Source organism: Citrobacter sp. NCU1 (genome assembly GCF_010231475.1).
Classification (GTDB): Bacteria; Pseudomonadota; Gammaproteobacteria; order Enterobacterales; family Enterobacteriaceae; genus Citrobacter_D.
This window is the reverse complement of record NZ_NRDO01000089.1, coordinates 20086-35171: the sequence shown is the minus strand read 5'-3', so window position 1 is coordinate 35171 and position 15086 is coordinate 20086. Positions and strand designations below refer to the sequence as shown.

Here is a 15086-nt window from a genome sequence, read left to right as displayed (position 1 = left end):
AGCCACTGGAGCACCTCAAAAACACCATCATACACTAAATCAGTAAGTTGGCAGCATCACCCTCAGATAGCTATATCCAGAACTATCAGGCGATAGTGTTCGATGCCGTGACGGATACGGGAGTACGCAGACAGGCTGATATTACCAGCTATCCCGTTGAGAGCGGGGCAGAGGTGAGCGATCATATTCAGCTTAAGAATAATACATTCAAGCTATCGGGGATTATTTCCGAAACTCCGGTAAGGCTGGAAAAGGATTTGTTATACAGCGCTGGCGTTAATGGCACTCGTATCAGTCAAGCTATCGAATACCTGGATAAGATGTTTGACAGTCGTCAGCCCATCACATTAGTGACTGAGCACAAAGTGTATGAGAATGTCATTCTCTCTGGTATCAGTTACGATTATAAATCTGAATTTGCTATGCAATTCGATCTTGAATTTGAACAGATCAGGCTTGTTAGTGCCGCTACCGTTAATGTAATTGCGACTAAAACGCAGGGGAATAAATCTGTAGGTGGTACGGTGAAACAGAGGGTGGTGAACAATGCACCTAAGAAAACTGAATCTGACACCGTTACTATGGAGTTTAAAAAATAAGGGGCTTACGCCCCTTTTTCATTTCTGGAAATCAACCACGCATAGCAGATCTTTAAGTGGTGGACGGTGCGTATAAATGGAGGTTACACCTAAACTTTGAGTTCGGGAGTGTCCCACAACGAATTGCATCAAAGGCAAAGACACGCCCCCAGATGCAAGGCAATGGCTCACGAAAGTGTGACGAAGGCTATGTATGCGCCTTTTTAGCCCAAACTCATCATAATCAGGAACACCAGTTTCATTCATCAACTTAGCCCACTCGACTGTGGCGGTCGTGTAGTTAGGTAAATCCCCGAAAAGCAGATCTCCATCGTTAAGCGTTCCGGCAAGGTTGAGTAAACCTGACTCTAAAACCTTATGAAGTGGTATCTGGCGTTGGGCGTGTTCGGATTTCCCTTCTTCTATATATACGTACCAGCGTGAAGTTTCTTCATCTAAACGAATGTCCCGCTTTCTGATGGAGGCAATTTCGCCACGTCGAGCACCAGTATAAATGAGGGTGAGGAAGTACCATTTGCGCCAATCGTTATCTTCCAGTGAGAACAGCTTGGTCTTAAGTTTACTCAACTCGGCGTTGCTGAAATGGCCTCTCCGGTTTGGCTTCACCTCATATGAGATTCCGTCGGTAGGGGATTTCTCTAACAGGTCTTTGGTGTCAACGAGGTAAGTTTTAAAAAGCGACCGCCAGATCTTGAGATGTTTTTCAACATGTTGACTACTGATCAGATCTTCCTCTGGAACGTCATAATCAATGCAATCTGGCAAAGATAGACGCTTGTATGGCAGCTTGGTACGAGTGGGTAAGTTTTCGGTCACTTTCAACGCTTCGCGGATATCTTGCTTAGTAACCTGATCAATCGGTTTATCGCCAACAACATAAAGCAGTACATCAAAGAAACGCTGGTTCTCGTTAGCGATGCTTACACGCCATTTTTGACCTTTTTCTTTAACATACTGCGCCCATGCTTCGGAAAGTTTGATTGCCTGGCTCGTGGTTGCTTTGACTTCCGGTGTAACAGACGGGTTTGTTTCAATACTACATTGCGGAGAAGATTTCAGCTTTGCCTCTTCTAACTGAGCTTGCAAGGTTGCAGTTAGTTGGTGATAGCGCAGCATATCTTTTGAATAGAATGCTTCATAGGCTTGCGCAACAGTCATACGGCTTATATCGAGAGCAGCGCCTACTTGATTAGCAAGAGGTAAATCATCCTTAGAAAGCTCAAGTTTCTGCATATGAAGGCTGGCAAGCACTTCGTTAGTTGTTTGCTCGCTGCCGTCCACCATCCGGCTAAAATGCGCATCTGCATAGCCCTGAGCAGCTTCGACAGTATCAGATGCTGACAGAGGTGAATCAGGATTGATGTTTTTATGCCACAGTCCTAACTCTGGGAGCCGCTTCACTTCGGCAACATCCCTTTCGAGGGTGCGCAACAGATAGCAGTCAAAGTCCTGCTTAGTGGCGGTGCGGTAGCCCTGAATCTTCCGTTTAAACTCATCAATACCCATCGTCCCATTCTGCACGAGTGGAATATATGGGCGGATCTGATTCATGATCACTTCGGCTTGTTTTCGGCTGTCAGTACCAAGACTCAGACGTATAAAACTTGTTGAATCATTTAGTCTAAAATTCGTGTAGTATGTGCGCCCACGAATCATTGTGTGTGACAGCTTGTGTGACACGTTGTTTGCCATGCTGTGTACCATGAAATAGTTACAGATCAGTGAGTTAGGTTGATATTTGTCTTAACTCGTTGTTTTAGAAAGTATATCAGACGCCTGTGAAGGCGACACCTAAAGGAAGCTCTATGAGCGAAAAGTTACAGAAAGTGCTGGCACGCGCCGGCCACGGCTCCCGCCGTGAAATCGAATCCATTATTGAAGCAGGTCGTGTGAGCGTAGACGGCAAAATTGCCACGCTTGGCGACCGCGTTGAAGTCACACCGGGTCTGAAAATCCGTATCGACGGTCATCTGATCTCGGTGAAAGAATCCGCGGAACAAATTTGTCGTGTTCTGGCCTATTACAAGCCTGAAGGCGAACTGTGTACCCGCAACGACCCGGAAGGTCGTCCTACGGTTTTTGACCGTTTACCCAAACTGCGTGGCGCACGCTGGATTGCGGTCGGGCGTCTGGACGTCAATACCTGCGGTTTGCTGCTGTTTACGACGGATGGCGAACTGGCAAACCGTCTGATGCACCCGAGCCGTGAAGTTGAGCGCGAATACGCTGTGCGTGTCTTTGGTCAGGTTGATGAAGCGAAGTTACGCGATCTGAGCCGTGGCGTGCAGTTGGAAGATGGCCCTGCGGCCTTCAAAACCATTAAGTTCAGCGGCGGTGAAGGGATTAACCAATGGTACAACGTGACGTTGACCGAAGGACGTAACCGTGAAGTACGCCGCCTGTGGGAAGCCGTGGGTGTGCAGGTGAGTCGTTTGATTCGCGTACGTTACGGCGATATCCCGTTGCCAAAAGGTCTTCCGCGTGGTGGCTGGACTGAGCTGGATCTCGCGCAGACGAACTATTTACGCGAACTGGTTGAGTTGCAGCCAGAAACCGAGTCAAAAGTGGCTGTCGAGAAAGACAGACGTCGCATGAAAGCGAATCAGATTCGTCGTGCCGTGAAACGTCACAGTCAGGTGGGTAGCGGTCGTCGTTCCGGCGGTCGTAACAACAACGGTTAACCCTTTGTGGCCTGATAAGCGTAGCGCCATCAGGCCATTGCGCGGTGCCGGATGGCGCCGCGAGCGCCTTCTCCGGTCTGGAGTCAGTAGTCGATCCCCATTTGGGCTTTCACGCCCGCTTCAAATGCGTGTTTGACCGGGCGCAGTTCGCTCACGGTATCCGCCAGCTCCAGAATATCCCGATGGCAACCACGACCCGTGATAATCACTGTCTGGTGTGCCGGGCGTGCATTTAGCGCGTTCAGGACCTCTTCAAGCGGCAGATAGTCGTACGCCACCATATAGGTCAACTCGTCCAGCACCACCATATCCAGTGTTGCGTCGGCCAGCATGCGTTTACCGTGTTCCCAGACGGCCAGGCACGCGGCGGTATCGGCTTCGCGGTTTTGCGTTTCCCAGGTAAAACCTGTCGCCATTACCTGAAACTCTACGCCATGGGGTTCAAGCAAATTCCGCTCCCCGTTTGGCCAGGTGCCTTTGATGAACTGCACCACGCCGACGTGCTTTCCATGACCCACCGCACGCGTCGCCGTGCCAAATGCGGCGGTGGTCTTACCCTTGCCGTTGCCAGTAAACACAATCACGATACCGCGTTCGTCTTGTGCCGCCGCAACGCGGGCATCAACTTTGTCTTTTACGCGTTGTTGGCGTTGTTGGTAGCGTTCTTCACTCATTGGGCGATTCCTGGTTTACGGCCCGGTTGGGCATCAAAAGTCATACCGGTTTTACGACGGCTGTCATCGCCCATCAGCCACAGGTAAAGCGGCATAATATCGGCGGGGGTTTTCAGTTTTAAAGGATCTTCTGTCGGGAAGGCGCTGGCGCGCATACCGGTGCGTGTGCCACCAGGATTGATGCAATTGACCCGCAAATGGCGATTTTGATACTCATCTGCCAGCACCTGCATCATGCCTTCCGTTGCAAATTTTGAGGTCGCATACGCACCCCAGTTAGCGCGGCCCTGTCGCCCGACGCTGGAAGAGGTAAACACCAGTGAACCAGCATCCGATTTGAGTAATAAAGGAAGCAACGCCTGCGTCAGCATAAATGTTGCGTTAACGTTGACCTGCACCACGTCCTGCCAGACCTGCGGATTCTGTTCGCTCATCGGGCAAATATCGCCGAGCAGTCCGGCGTTGTGCAATACACCGTCAAGGCGCGGGTAGTGCGCCTCAATGCGCTGGGCCAGATGATGGCAGTTTTCTGAGGTACAGGTCAGCAAATCCAGCGTAAACCACTGTGGCAGTGAACCTGTTGTCCCGGCAATGGCCTGCGCGACCTCACGCAGTTTTTCTTCATTACGGCCAAGTAAAATGACGCTGGCGCCGTAGCGGGCGTAGGTGAGTGCGGCCTCCCGGCCGATGCCGTCGCTGGCACCAGTGACCAGAATAATGCGGTCCTGCAATAAATCGTGTTTGGGTTGGTAATGCACGGCTACTCCTCGGTGACGCGTTGGGTCACCCTGCCAGTTGGCTTATCTTTTCATTAACTTTTCGGTTTTATGCCTGAAACCCTACGGTTTTTCAATCAGCCAACAGCGATAACACCGGAAAATGAACACTTTGTCATGTTTTTCACTGAGTAACATCCAGATGGATGAAGCGAGACGGGTTTACTGGCCTGTTGTACACTGAGCCGAAGTTGTGTTGTTTAACCAAGGTGGGACTCGTGGAATTGTTGTCTGAATATGGGTTGTTTTTAGCAAAGATCGTCACTGTGGTGGCGGCGATTGGCGCCATTGCCATGATTGTTGTGAATGCTACCCAGCGTAAACGTCAACGCGGTGAGTTACGGGTGACGAATCTCAGTGAGCAGTATAAAGAGATGAAAGAAGAGCTGGCGATGAGCCTGCTGGATGGCGCACAGCAAAAATGTTGGCATAAGGCGCAGAAAAAGAAACACAAGCTGGAGGCGAAGGCCGCGAAAGCGAAAGCGAAGTTGGGAGAAAGCGACGCTCGCGGGAAGCCCCGTGTCTGGGTTCTTGACTTCAAAGGCAGCATGGATGCGCACGAAGTGAGCGCATTACGTGAAGAAGTGACGGCGGTGCTGGCGGTGTTTAAACCGCAGGATCAGGTGGTGGTTCGCCTGGAAAGTCCCGGAGGGGTTGTCCACGGCTATGGACTGGCGGCGTCACAATTACAGCGCCTGCGCGATAAGCAGGTTCCCTTGACAGTGACGGTCGATAAAGTGGCGGCCAGCGGCGGTTACATGATGGCTTGCGTGGCCGATAAAATTGTTTCGGCACCGTTTGCGATTGTGGGTTCGATTGGGGTCGTCGCACAAATTCCAAACTTTAACCGTTTCCTGAAAAACAAAGAGATTGATATTGAATTGCATACTGCCGGACAGTACAAACGTACGCTAACGCTGTTGGGGGAAAATACAGAAGAAGGGCGTCAGAAATTCCGCGAAGATCTGAATGAAACCCATCATCTGTTTAAAGCGTTTGTACAGCAGATGCGCCCGAGTCTGGACATCGAAAAGGTGGCGACGGGTGAACACTGGTATGGTCAACAGGCGCTGGAAAAAGGGCTTGTGGACGAGATCAATACCAGTGATGACGTCATCCTCGATCTGATGGAAGGTCGCGAAGTGTTGAACGTACGTTTTATGCAGCGTAAAAAACTGATGGATCGCTTTACGGGCAGTGTGGCAGAAAGTGCGGACAAACTGTTGCTTCGCTGGTGGCAGCGCGGGCAAAAGCCGCTGATGTAAACGAAAACGCGAGGCCTGAGCCTCGCGTTTTGCTTTTAATCGATCAGGTGATACTTCTCAGAGAGCACATGGGCTAAATGTTTAAACATGTTAAACACCGCGGTGCTTTTAGGGGTTGGCAATCCTTGCTCGTCTAAAAAGTAATCGCCACTGAACACCAGTACACCGTTTCGCTGTGTCACACCGGTGGCTACAATCCCCGCCAGCGTGTCCTCATGCTCACGAATGATTTTGTTGGCTTCTTTCAGCAGTGTTTCACGATCGATGGGTTGAGTGTCTTTGTGCATTTTTTACTCCTTAAACAAGGACATTAGTCTACGCCGAGCGTCGCTTATGGGCAAATATTCCATGAGGAAATCGAGGTCTCTATGACATGGGCTGCACTGGCGAGATTTGTTTTTGCATGCTAATAAAGTTGCGTAACGGATTTTATCAGGTACAGTGTGACGCTTTCGTCAATCTGGCAACAGATTTGCTTGACATTCGACCACAATTCCGTCGTGCTATAGCGCTTGTGTGCTAAAAAGCCTGTTAACTCAGTCACCTGACTATTTCGTGCACACAGTCAGTATAAGGGGTTGATATCCGTCGTCGCAGAGACCATATCGGTGTCTCGTCGCCAGCGGAAGGTGAATCAACGTGCGACGCATTCCTGGAAGAATCAAATTAGGTAAAGGTGAATATGGGTAAAGCTCTTGTCATCGTTGAGTCCCCGGCAAAAGCCAAAACGATCAACAAGTATCTGGGTAATGACTACGTGGTGAAATCCAGCGTCGGTCATATCCGTGATTTGCCGACCAGTGGCTCAGCAGCTAAAAAGAGCGCCGACTCTACCTCCACCAAAACGGCTAAAAAGCCCAAAAAGGATGAACGTGGCGCTCTCGTCAATCGTATGGGGGTTGACCCGTGGCATAACTGGGATGCGCACTACGAAGTGCTGCCCGGTAAAGAGAAGGTTGTCTCTGAACTTAAACAGTTAGCTGAAAAAGCTGACCACATCTATCTCGCAACCGACCTTGACCGCGAAGGGGAAGCCATTGCATGGCACCTGCGGGAAGTGATCGGGGGCGACGACGCACGCTACAGTCGTGTGGTGTTTAACGAAATTACCAAAAACGCCATTCGCCAGGCATTTGAAAAGCCCGGTGAACTGAATATTGATCGTGTTAATGCGCAACAGGCGCGTCGCTTTATGGACCGCGTCGTAGGCTATATGGTCTCTCCGCTGTTGTGGAAAAAGATTGCGCGTGGCCTGTCTGCCGGTCGTGTTCAGTCCGTCGCGGTACGCCTGGTGGTTGAGCGCGAGCGCGAGATCAAAGCGTTTGTTCCTGAAGAGTTCTGGGAAGTCGATGCCAGCACGACCACGCCGTCTGGCGATGCGTTACCGCTGGAGGTCACGCACCAGAACGATAAGCCGTTCCGTCCGGTTAACCGCGAGCAAACGCTGGCGGCGGTGAGTCTGCTGGAGAAAGCGCGCTATAGCGTACTGGAACGTGAAGATAAACCGACCAGCAGCAAGCCGGGCGCGCCGTTTATCACCTCCACGCTACAGCAGGCGGCCAGTACGCGTCTGGGCTTTGGCGTTAAAAAAACCATGATGATGGCGCAGCGCTTGTATGAAGCGGGTTACATCACTTACATGCGTACTGACTCAACAAACCTGAGTCAGGATGCGGTATCCATGGTGCGTGATTACATTAACGACAACTTCGGCAAGAAATATCTGCCGGAGAGCGCCAATCAGTACGCGAGCAAAGAAAACTCGCAGGAAGCGCACGAAGCGATTCGTCCATCAGATGTCTCCGTTCAGGCGGAAGTCCTGAAGGATATGGAAGCCGATGCGCAGAAACTGTATCAACTGATCTGGCGTCAGTTTGTCGCCTGTCAGATGACTCCGGCACAGTACGATTCCACCACGCTGACCGTTGGCGCGGGGGATTTCCGTCTGAAAGCGCGTGGTCGTATCCTGCGTTTTGACGGCTGGACCAAAGTGATGCCTGCCCTGCGTAAGGGTGATGAGGATCGCACGTTACCTGCCGTGAATAAAGGCGATACGCTGACGCTGGTCGAACTGACTCCGGCGCAGCACTTCACCAAACCGCCGGCACGCTTTAGTGAAGCGTCGCTGGTGAAAGAGCTTGAAAAACGCGGTATCGGTCGTCCGTCAACGTATGCGTCGATCATTTCTACTATCCAGGATCGTGGTTATGTGCGTGTTGAGAACCGTCGTTTCTACGCGGAAAAAATGGGCGAAATCGTCACCGACCGTCTGGAAGAAAACTTCCGCGAGTTGATGAACTACGATTTTACCGCGCAAATGGAAAACAGCCTTGACCAGGTGGCGAATCACGAAGCCGAATGGAAAGGCGTTCTTGACAACTTCTTCAGTGATTTTACTCAGCAACTGGATAAAGCGGAGAAAGATCCTGAAGAGGGCGGTATGCGTCCGAATCAGATGGTGTTGACCAGTATTGACTGCCCAACCTGTGGTCGTCAGATGGGGATTCGTACCGCCAGCACTGGGGTGTTCCTCGGGTGTTCCGGTTATGCTCTGTCGCCGAAAGAGCGCTGCAAAACCACCATTAACCTGGTGCCGGAAAACGAAGTGCTGAACGTGCTCGAAGGCGATGATGCAGAAACCAACGCCCTGCGTGCTAAACGTCGCTGCCAGAAATGTGGCACAGCGATGGACAGCTATCTGATCGATCCGAAACGTAAACTGCACGTTTGTGGTAACAACCCGACCTGCGACGGTTACGAAATCGAAGAAGGCGAGTTCCGCATCAAGGGGTATGACGGCCCGATCGTTGAATGTGAGAAATGTGGTTCTGAAATGCACCTGAAAATGGGGCGTTTTGGTAAGTATATGGCCTGCACCAACGACGAGTGCAAAAACACCCGTAAGATTTTGCGTAACGGCGAAGTGGCTCCACCGAAGGAAGATCCGGTTCCGCTGCCTGAACTGCCGTGTGAAAAATCCGATGCTTACTTCGTACTGCGTGACGGGGCTGCGGGTATCTTCCTGGCGGCGAATACGTTCCCGAAATCACGTGAAACACGTGCGCCGCTCGTCGAAGAGCTGTACCGCTTCCGCGATCGTCTGCCGGAGAAACTGCGTTATCTGGCCGATGCGCCGCAACAGGACGCCGAAGGTAATAAGACACTGGTACGCTTCAGTCGTAAAACGAAACAGCAATATGTTGCTGCGGAGAAAGACGGAAAAGCGACCGGCTGGTCAGCCTTCTTTGTTGACGGTAAGTGGGTAGAAGGTAAGAAATAACCGTTAACTGACAGTTAGTTGGTGTAAAAGGTCGCGAAAGCGGCCTTTTTTATGGGTGGCTTATTATTTTTCGTGACGTCTATACACTACAAATATAAATGATATAGTGGTTATAGTTATCGACTTTCTTATTATTAAATCGTATTAGCAACTCGGCGGAGTTTGCTCTCAAACGATGATCTGATGGCGCAAATCTGGATGGCTAACATGAAATTACAGCAGCTTCGCTATATTGTTGAGGTGGTTAATCACAACCTTAATGTTTCCTCAACAGCAGAAGGACTTTACACCTCTCAGCCGGGCATCAGTAAACAGGTGCGGATGCTGGAAGATGAGCTTGGTATCCAGATTTTTGCCCGCAGCGGGAAACATCTTACGCAAGTCACTCCGGCGGGGCAGGAAATTATTCGCATCGCACGTGAAGTGTTGTCAAAGGTTGATGCAATTAAGTCGGTAGCAGGGGAACATACATGGCCAGATAAAGGCTCGCTGTATATTGCCACCACGCATACTCAGGCCCGCTACGCACTGCCAAATGTCATCAAGGGATTTATCGAGCGTTATCCACGCGTGTCGTTGCATATGCATCAGGGATCGCCAACACAAATTGCGGAAGCGGTATCCAAAGGCAATGCGGATTTCGCCATCGCCACCGAGGCGCTGCATCTGTACGACGATCTGGTCATGCTGCCGTGTTATCACTGGAACCGCTCTATTGTCGTGACTCCGGAGCATCCGCTGGCGGCGAAATCATCGGTGTCGATTGAAGAGCTGGCGCAATATCCGCTGGTGACTTACACCTTTGGCTTTACCGGGCGTTCTGAACTGGACACCGCGTTTAATCGTGCGGGTTTAACGCCGCGTATTGTCTTTACCGCAACGGATGCAGACGTTATCAAAACCTACGTCAGACTGGGGCTTGGGGTTGGGGTGATTGCCAGCATGGCGGTGGATCCCATTGCCGATCCTGACCTTGTACGTGTTGATGCGCATGATATTTTCAGCCATAGCACCACCAAGATTGGTTTTCGTCGTAGCACATTCTTACGTAGTTATATGTATGATTTTATTCAGCGTTTCGCGCCGCATTTGACGCGTGATGTGGTAGATACCGCAGTGGCATTACGTTCTAATGAAGAAATCGAAGCTATGTTTAACGATATTAAACTGCCTGAGAAGTAATCACGAATGTGCTGTTTTGGGTATCTCCTGCGAGTGGGAGATACCAAAATAATGTCGGATATATCGACCTGGAATTTGAATCAACGCTCCTGAAAATAGTAACCGCATAATATTCAAGGTAATCAGGTTGTAAAGTAGTTATAAATTCCTCACCTCGCAAATTTCACTCATCAAATATTTATTTCGTGTCAAAAGATTGATTTATTCACTGAAAACGATTCGTAAATTCGCTGGATTTCTGACTAAAGTTTCTTTAGGATTTGTCTCATCTGATGATTAGTTGCATCAATCGTTTGATGCTAAAACAATAAGTGATGCCGATTGTATGAGGTTAGCAATGTCGTCTGGAAACCAGGAACAACGCCGAGATCCTGAGCTGAAACGCAAAGCCTGGCGGATGGTTTTTGTTGGCTCCGCGCTGTTCTGGGTTGTGGTTGCGCTGTTGGTCTGGAAAGTGTGGGGATAAATGATGGCCGCACAAGAGCAGCAGTCAGCCTTGTTGAAACAACGTCAGCATAGTGATGACGAGAATGAAACGGCAACGGGATGCTTGACGCATATTCCAGAGTCATGGAAATTGACGCAGCAACAGCAGGCATTTATTGATTCATTTGCGGATGATGAGCAACAGAAACAATAATCGATAAAATTCCTATTCTCCCCTTTTGCTTCAGGTTATTAATACCCTGAACTGTCATTATTTTTACACCACAGCAATATAGTGCTGAAAAAAATTTCAATGAACTTCATCTGATTCGAATTACAGTATCCCGGCATGAGAGAGAAACCCTGGGTGCTAACGACAGTCAGTGCTTGTGGTGGTCTCTGTCCGGTATAATTTGAAAACCAAAAAAACCGCTTAGGGTCGTGTCCATATTATATGGGTAGGATCACTTCGGTATCCCCCTCATAGCGTCGTTCTGCGAGATAATCACTTTCTCAAGAAGTCTCAGGGATGCGAATTCTCCACTCTTAATATACTGAATATCATCAACGTACCCAGACCTACATTCGCCCTTATGGGGTTATTGTTTATGGCTAACGGAGTCAGTCAGCCCCCTGTATTGAGGGGGGCTGGCAGGTTTTTTACAGAGGTCATGGTTAAGGGTAAAAAAGCCATATAACCGCTGAGATTATTAAAATGAATGCAATAACATACCGGATTAACTGAAAATTCACTCGCGTATTGTCATGTCTGCCTGCCGATGTAGGTTGTTTCTTTTGCATAATGCCTCCTTAAATGAGGTCAGTACTGATCACAAAATAAAACACTATAAGGCTTGCTATTTATTAGTATCAGTTCTGCGGTTCATTTATTTACATTAAATGCTGTCGGAAGGAGTGATAACCCATTTATCAACAAACTGCAGTATTTTCCCGAGTGGATTTAGATTAGAAAGGGGAGGTCGATGAGAAAAAATACCCAAAAGCCCGTTCGTTCGCGCGTGGGGTAATAACCAGAAGGTTGGGATGACCCGGTTATGCAACACACCCAAACTGTTGGCATGGGCATCAATTCCCTGTTTCAGAGGAACAACGCCCGCCCGGCGGGGAGCGTTTCGGTTAAAGGCGAACTGAAAACCGAAGCCTGGAACAGCCTCAAAGGTTCAGGTAATCAACGTGATTAAAAATTTGAAGGAGACCACGTAGTGGCACTAATGCAGACGTGACGGGCTGTATCCGCAGCCTGCTGACGGTGATTGTGGTGAACGGAAATCAATTGTCATGGAAGGCAGATAAATAAAATTGGATTGACTAATTGGCTGATAATTAAACGACAAAGAGCAAAAATCTTTCCTAAGATTAAAGAATGCGATCCGCGCCAGCAAAGGCGTGAAGAAAAAATTACATTAAGATAATTGGATGTAAATTATTGATTTTTATAAATTCATCAAGGGATTCGCAAACCCTGTTATTAAGGAGGAGCTATGTCGTCAACCTTACGAGAAGCCAGTAAGGACACGTTACAGGTCAAAGACAAAACCTGGCATTACTACAGCCTGCCGCTGGCCGCCAAATCTTTGGGTGACATCACCCGCTTACCCAAATCATTGAAAGTGCTGCTCGAAAACCTCCTGCGTTGGCAGGATGGTGACTCGGTCACGGAAGACGATATCCGGGCGCTGGCAGGATGGCTGAAAAACGCCCATGCTGACCGTGAAATTGCCTATCGCCCGGCCCGTGTTCTGATGCAAGATTTTACCGGTGTGCCAGCGGTGGTTGATCTGGCGGCAATGCGTGAGGCGGTAAAGCGTCTGGGGGGGGATACGAGCAAAGTGAACCCGCTTTCTCCCGTTGATCTGGTGATTGACCATTCGGTCACGGTCGATCATTTTGGCGATGAGGGCGCATTTGAAGAAAACGTCCGACTGGAGATGGAGCGTAACCACGAACGTTATGCCTTCTTGCGTTGGGGGCAGCAGGCGTTTAACCGCTTCAGCGTAGTCCCTCCGGGAACCGGAATTTGCCACCAGGTTAACCTTGAGTATCTGGGTAAAGCGGTCTGGAGCGAGCTACAGGATGGCGAGTGGGTGGCTTATCCGGATACGCTGGTGGGAACGGATTCACACACCACCATGATTAATGGTCTGGGAGTTTTAGGGTGGGGTGTCGGGGGGATCGAAGCGGAAGCGGCGATGCTGGGCCAACCCGTGTCGATGCTGATCCCTGATGTGGTGGGGTTCAAACTGACCGGTAAATTGCAGGAAGGCATTACCGCCACTGACCTGGTGCTGACGGTCACGCAAATGTTGCGTAAACAGGGTGTGGTTGGCAAATTCGTCGAATTCTACGGTGATGGGCTGGATTCGCTACCGCTGGCCGATCGGGCAACTATCGCCAATATGTCTCCAGAATATGGGGCGACATGCGGTTTCTTCCCGATTGATGCCGTTACACTGGATTATATGAAGTTAAGCGGACGTAGCGATGAACAGGTCGCGCTGGTGGAGGCCTATGCGAAAGCGCAAGGCATGTGGCGCAACGCTGGCGATGAACCGATGTTCACCAGTTCGCTGGAATTAGACATGGGCGACGTTGAAGCGAGCCTGGCAGGCCCTAAGCGCCCGCAGGATCGGGTGGCGTTGGGCGATGTACCGAAAGCCTTTGCCGCCAGTAACGAACTGGAACTGAACACGGCGCAAAAAGACCGACAGCCTGTTGATTATGTTCTGAACGGTCATCAATACCAGCTACCGGATGGCGCGGTGGTGATTTCGGCCATCACTTCCTGTACCAATACCTCAAACCCTAGCGTATTGATGGCGGCAGGGTTACTGGCGAAAAAAGCGGTAACACTCGGACTGAAACGTCAGCCCTGGGTAAAAGCCTCGCTGGCGCCTGGTTCAAAAGTGGTCTCCGATTATCTGGCGCAGGCAAAGCTGACGCCGTATCTCGACGAGCTTGGATTCAACCTGGTGGGGTATGGTTGCACTACCTGTATCGGTAACTCCGGCCCGTTGCCTGATCCTATCGAAACCGCCATCAAAAAAGGGGATTTGACCGTGGGGGCGGTGCTTTCTGGCAACCGTAACTTTGAAGGCCGAATCCATCCGCTGGTGAAAACGAACTGGCTGGCGTCGCCGCCGCTGGTAGTGGCCTATGCGCTGGCCGGAAATATGAACATCAATCTGGCGAAAGATCCGCTTGGTCATGACAAAAACGGCGATCCGGTCTATCTGAAAGATATCTGGCCGTCGGCGCAAGAGATTGCCCGCGCCGTTGCGCAAGTTTCAACCGAGATGTTCCGTAAAGAGTATGCGGAAGTTTTTGAAGGCACTGCGGAATGGAAAGCGATTGAGACTGAACGTTCAGACACCTATGGCTGGCAGCATGATTCGACCTATATTCGCCTGTCGCCCTTCTTTGACGAGATGCAGGCTCAACCTGATCCGGTTGCTGATATTCATGGGGCGCGAATTCTTGCCATGCTGGGCGACTCAGTCACCACAGACCACATTTCGCCCGCCGGGAGCATCAAGCCGGATAGCCCGGCAGGACGCTATCTGCAAGGGCGTGGCGTAGAGCGTAAAGACTTTAACTCGTACGGTTCGCGACGCGGCAACCATGAAGTGATGATGCGCGGCACCTTTGCCAATATTCGTATTCGTAACGAAATGGTGCCAGGGGTCGAAGGCGGAATGACGCGTCATTTACTGGATGCCGGGGTTGTGACGATCTATGATGCGGCGATGCAGTATCAACAGGAGAATACGCCGCTGGCGATTATCGCCGGGAAGGAGTATGGCTCAGGATCGAGTCGTGACTGGGCGGCGAAAGGACCACGATTGCTGGGGATCCGCGTGGTAATTGCGGAGTCTTTTGAGCGTATCCACCGTTCGAACCTGATTGGGATGGGGATTTTGCCCCTGGAGTTCCCGCAAGGCGTGAGCCGTAAAACACTGGGGCTAACCGGTGAAGAAATTATTGATATTGTGGATCTCCAAAAACTGAAGCCAGGTGCTACGATCCCGGTCACCCTGACCCGGGCTGATGGCAGTACAGAAGTGGTCCCTTGTCGATGCCGCATTGATACGGCGACCGAGTTAACGTATTACCAAAACGATGGAATTCTGCACTACGTGATTCGTAATATGCTGCACTAAACGATCAAAAAAAGCCTGCGTAAGC

Annotated in this window: 13 protein-coding genes; 9 read left to right on the top strand and 4 right to left on the bottom strand. The window is 50.4% G+C overall.

The genetic code is table 11. The annotated features are described in order from the left end of the window. Positions 1-95 precede the first annotated feature (95 nt). Complete coding sequence (locus CJP72_RS22795; RefSeq protein WP_238340147.1) at positions 96-599, top strand: phage baseplate protein; 504 nt, start codon at positions 96-98, stop codon at positions 597-599. An 18-nt stretch (positions 600-617) separates the two neighbouring features. Here the strand turns inward: CJP72_RS22795 and CJP72_RS22790 are convergent, their stop codons facing one another. Further along, the gene (locus CJP72_RS22790) at positions 618-2291 is read right to left on the bottom strand and encodes a tyrosine-type recombinase/integrase (protein ID WP_193568851.1); all 1674 of its coding nucleotides are present in this window, start codon (positions 2289-2291) and stop codon (positions 618-620) included. 113 nt (positions 2292-2404) lie between these two features. On the opposite strand from CJP72_RS22790, the gene rluB reads away from it, so the two are divergent. Then, the gene (rluB, locus tag CJP72_RS22785) at positions 2405-3280 is read left to right on the top strand and encodes a 23S rRNA pseudouridine(2605) synthase RluB (protein WP_162383548.1); all 876 of its coding nucleotides are present in this window, start codon (positions 2405-2407) and stop codon (positions 3278-3280) included. Between the two features lie 83 nt (positions 3281-3363). Here rluB and cobO read toward each other — a convergent pair whose 3' ends face one another. Together cobO and CJP72_RS22775 are read right to left on the bottom strand one after the other, a co-directional pair. Beyond that, positions 3364-3954 (bottom strand): cob(I)yrinic acid a,c-diamide adenosyltransferase, encoded by a 591-nt coding sequence (gene cobO / locus CJP72_RS22780; protein ID WP_162383547.1) that lies wholly within the window; start codon positions 3952-3954, stop codon positions 3364-3366. Next, on the bottom strand, positions 3951-4712 hold the full coding sequence (locus tag CJP72_RS22775; RefSeq protein ID WP_162383546.1) for a YciK family oxidoreductase: 762 nt from the start codon (positions 4710-4712) through the stop codon (positions 3951-3953). The genes cobO and CJP72_RS22775 overlap by 4 nt, the downstream gene beginning before the upstream one ends. 236 nt (positions 4713-4948) lie before the next feature. Between CJP72_RS22775 and sohB the strand changes: the two genes are divergently transcribed. Next, positions 4949-5995: a protease SohB gene (sohB, locus tag CJP72_RS22770; RefSeq protein ID WP_162383545.1), complete on the top strand. Its 1047-nt coding sequence runs from the start codon at positions 4949-4951 to the stop codon at positions 5993-5995. Positions 5996-6030: 35 nt separating this feature from the next. Here the strand turns inward: sohB and CJP72_RS22765 are convergent, their stop codons facing one another. Beyond that, positions 6031-6282, bottom strand: a complete 252-nt coding sequence (locus CJP72_RS22765) for a YciN family protein (protein WP_162383544.1) — start codon at positions 6280-6282, stop codon at positions 6031-6033. Positions 6283-6677: 395 nt separating this feature from the next. On the opposite strand from CJP72_RS22765, the gene topA reads away from it, so the two are divergent. The 6 genes from topA to acnA all read left to right on the top strand — a co-directional run bounded on the left by topA (position 6678) and on the right by acnA (position 15061). Further along, complete coding sequence (gene topA, locus CJP72_RS22760; protein WP_162383543.1) at positions 6678-9275, top strand: type I DNA topoisomerase; 2598 nt, start codon at positions 6678-6680, stop codon at positions 9273-9275. Between the two features lie 207 nt (positions 9276-9482). After that, on the top strand, positions 9483-10457 hold the full coding sequence (gene cysB, locus CJP72_RS22755; protein ID WP_162383542.1) for an HTH-type transcriptional regulator CysB: 975 nt from the start codon (positions 9483-9485) through the stop codon (positions 10455-10457). Positions 10458-10782: 325 nt separating this feature from the next. Then, entirely contained in the window at positions 10783-10923 is a 141-nt protein-coding gene (locus CJP72_RS22750; protein ID WP_162383541.1) for a YmiA family putative membrane protein, read from the top strand. Continuing rightward, on the top strand, positions 10924-11097 hold the full coding sequence (locus tag CJP72_RS22745; RefSeq protein WP_162383520.1) for a hypothetical protein: 174 nt from the start codon (positions 10924-10926) through the stop codon (positions 11095-11097). Positions 11098-11938: 841 nt separating this feature from the next. Then, positions 11939-12085, top strand: coding sequence for a hypothetical protein (locus tag CJP72_RS22740; RefSeq protein ID WP_162383540.1), 147 nt, complete (start codon positions 11939-11941; stop codon positions 12083-12085). Between the two features lie 300 nt (positions 12086-12385). Then, positions 12386-15061 (top strand): aconitate hydratase AcnA, encoded by a 2676-nt coding sequence (gene acnA, locus CJP72_RS22735; RefSeq protein ID WP_162383539.1) that lies wholly within the window; start codon positions 12386-12388, stop codon positions 15059-15061. Positions 15062-15086 lie beyond the last annotated feature (25 nt).

Excerpts from the sequence above, each read along its gene's own strand:
- CJP72_RS22790 (WP_193568851.1), bottom strand. The coding sequence starts at position 2,291 with ATGGCAAACAACGTGTCACACAAGCTGTCACACACAATGATTCGTGGG.
- rluB (WP_162383548.1), top strand. The coding sequence starts at position 2,405 with ATGAGCGAAAAGTTACAGAAAGTGCTGGCACGCGCCGGCCACGGCTCC.
- cobO (WP_162383547.1), bottom strand. The coding sequence starts at position 3,954 with ATGAGTGAAGAACGCTACCAACAACGCCAACAACGCGTAAAAGACAAA.
- CJP72_RS22765 (WP_162383544.1), bottom strand. The coding sequence starts at position 6,282 with ATGCACAAAGACACTCAACCCATCGATCGTGAAACACTGCTGAAAGAA.
- topA (WP_162383543.1), top strand. The coding sequence starts at position 6,678 with ATGGGTAAAGCTCTTGTCATCGTTGAGTCCCCGGCAAAAGCCAAAACG.
- cysB (WP_162383542.1), top strand. The coding sequence starts at position 9,483 with ATGAAATTACAGCAGCTTCGCTATATTGTTGAGGTGGTTAATCACAAC.
- CJP72_RS22750 (WP_162383541.1), top strand. The coding sequence starts at position 10,783 with ATGAGGTTAGCAATGTCGTCTGGAAACCAGGAACAACGCCGAGATCCT.
- CJP72_RS22745 (WP_162383520.1), top strand. The coding sequence starts at position 10,924 with ATGATGGCCGCACAAGAGCAGCAGTCAGCCTTGTTGAAACAACGTCAG.
- CJP72_RS22740 (WP_162383540.1), top strand. The coding sequence starts at position 11,939 with ATGCAACACACCCAAACTGTTGGCATGGGCATCAATTCCCTGTTTCAG.
- acnA (WP_162383539.1), top strand. The coding sequence starts at position 12,386 with ATGTCGTCAACCTTACGAGAAGCCAGTAAGGACACGTTACAGGTCAAA.